The organism is Actinomycetospora soli, assembly GCF_021026295.1.
In the GTDB taxonomy this organism is placed as follows: Bacteria; Actinomycetota; Actinomycetes; order Mycobacteriales; family Pseudonocardiaceae; genus Actinomycetospora; species Actinomycetospora soli.
Genome location: NZ_JAJNDA010000067.1, coordinates 1 through 1,428, shown reverse-complemented (window position 1 = coordinate 1,428; position 1,428 = coordinate 1). Strand labels below are relative to the sequence as shown.

Annotated in this window: 1 protein-coding gene; it reads right to left on the bottom strand. The window is 72.1% G+C overall.

All coding sequences use genetic code 11. The features are described from left to right. Positions 1-120: 120 nt before the first annotated feature. Positions 121-1,428, bottom strand: a 1,308-nt coding sequence (locus LN037_RS32070) for a heavy metal translocating P-type ATPase (protein WP_230761179.1), incomplete at its 5' end; no start/stop codon positions are given.

Here is a 1,428-nt window from a genome sequence, read left to right as displayed (position 1 = left end):
GTTGTCGATACCCGAGGCCGACTGCACCGATTTCGAGGTGGTCTGCTCCCACGACAGACCTCTTCTGCGCCGCGGTAACGGCGCCTGGTCGAGACACCGGCCGGAGTGCCGTGGCCGGGGCTACTTCGTGCCGAACCTGCGTAGCCGCAGGCTGTTGGCCACGACGAACACCGAGGAGAAGGCCATGGCCGCTCCGGCGAGCATCGGGTTGAGCAGGCCTGCCGCGGCCAGGGGGAGTGCGGCGGTGTTGTAGGCGAAGGCCCAGAACAGGTTGCCCTTGATGGTGGCGAGGGTCCTTCGCGACAGGCGGATCGCGTCGACGGCGGCGAGGAGGTCGCCACGCACGAGGGTGAGGTCGCCGGCCTCGATCGCGACGTCGGTGCCGGTGCCCATGGCGAGGCCGAGGTCGGCGCGCGCCAGTGCCGCGGCGTCGTTGACGCCGTCCCCGACCATGGCCACGGTGCGCCCTTCGCCCTGGAGACGGGAGACGACGTCGTCCTTGTCCTGGGGCATGACCTCGGCGATCACGTGGTTCGGGTCGATCCCGACTTCTGCGGCGACAGCGTGGGCCGCCGGGCTGCTGTCGCCGGTGAGCAGCATCGGGGTCAGACCGAGGTCGCGCAGTTGTCGGATGGCTGCGGCGCTGGTCGGCTTGACCGTGTCGGCGACGGCGAGGAGGCCGCGGGCGGCGCCGTCCCAGCCGACGGCGACGACGGTGTGACCGCGGGATTCCGCCTCGGCCTTGGCGGCCAGCAGTGGCTCGGGCAGACGGATCGCCCAGTCGGCGAGGAGCCGGGGTCGGCCGACGAGCACGGCGTGACCGTCGACGACGCCGTGCACGCCGAGTCCCTCGTCGTTGGCGAAATCCTCAACGGCGGGCAGTGGTCCGTGAGCGTCGCGGGCGGCGGAGGTGATGGCGCGGGCGATGGGGTGTTCGGATCCGTCCTCGAGGGCGCCCGCGAGGCGCAGGAGCTGGCCAGGGTCCTCTCCGTCGGCGGGGACGGTGTCGACCAGGGACATCGCTCCCTCGGTGATGGTGCCGGTCTTGTCGAGCACGATGGTGTCGACGCGTCGGGTGGACTCGAGCACCTCGGGTCCCTTGATGAGGATGCCCAGCGCGGCGCCGCGGCCGGTGCCGACCATGAGCGCCATGGGTGTGGCCAGACCGAGCGCGCAGGGGCAGGCGATGATGAGGACGGCCACGGTGGCGGTGAAGGCCGCCGCGGCTCCCGCGCCCGTGGCCAGCCAAAACCCGAGAGTGCCCGCGGCGAGCAGGATCACCACGGGAACGAAGATGCCGGAGACGCGGTCGGCCAGCCGCTGCACGGCGGCCTTGCCGTTCTGCGCGTCCTCGACCATCCGGGCCATCTGCGCGAGCTGGGTGTCGGAGCCGACACGGGTCGCGCGGACGACCAGTCGGCCGCCGGC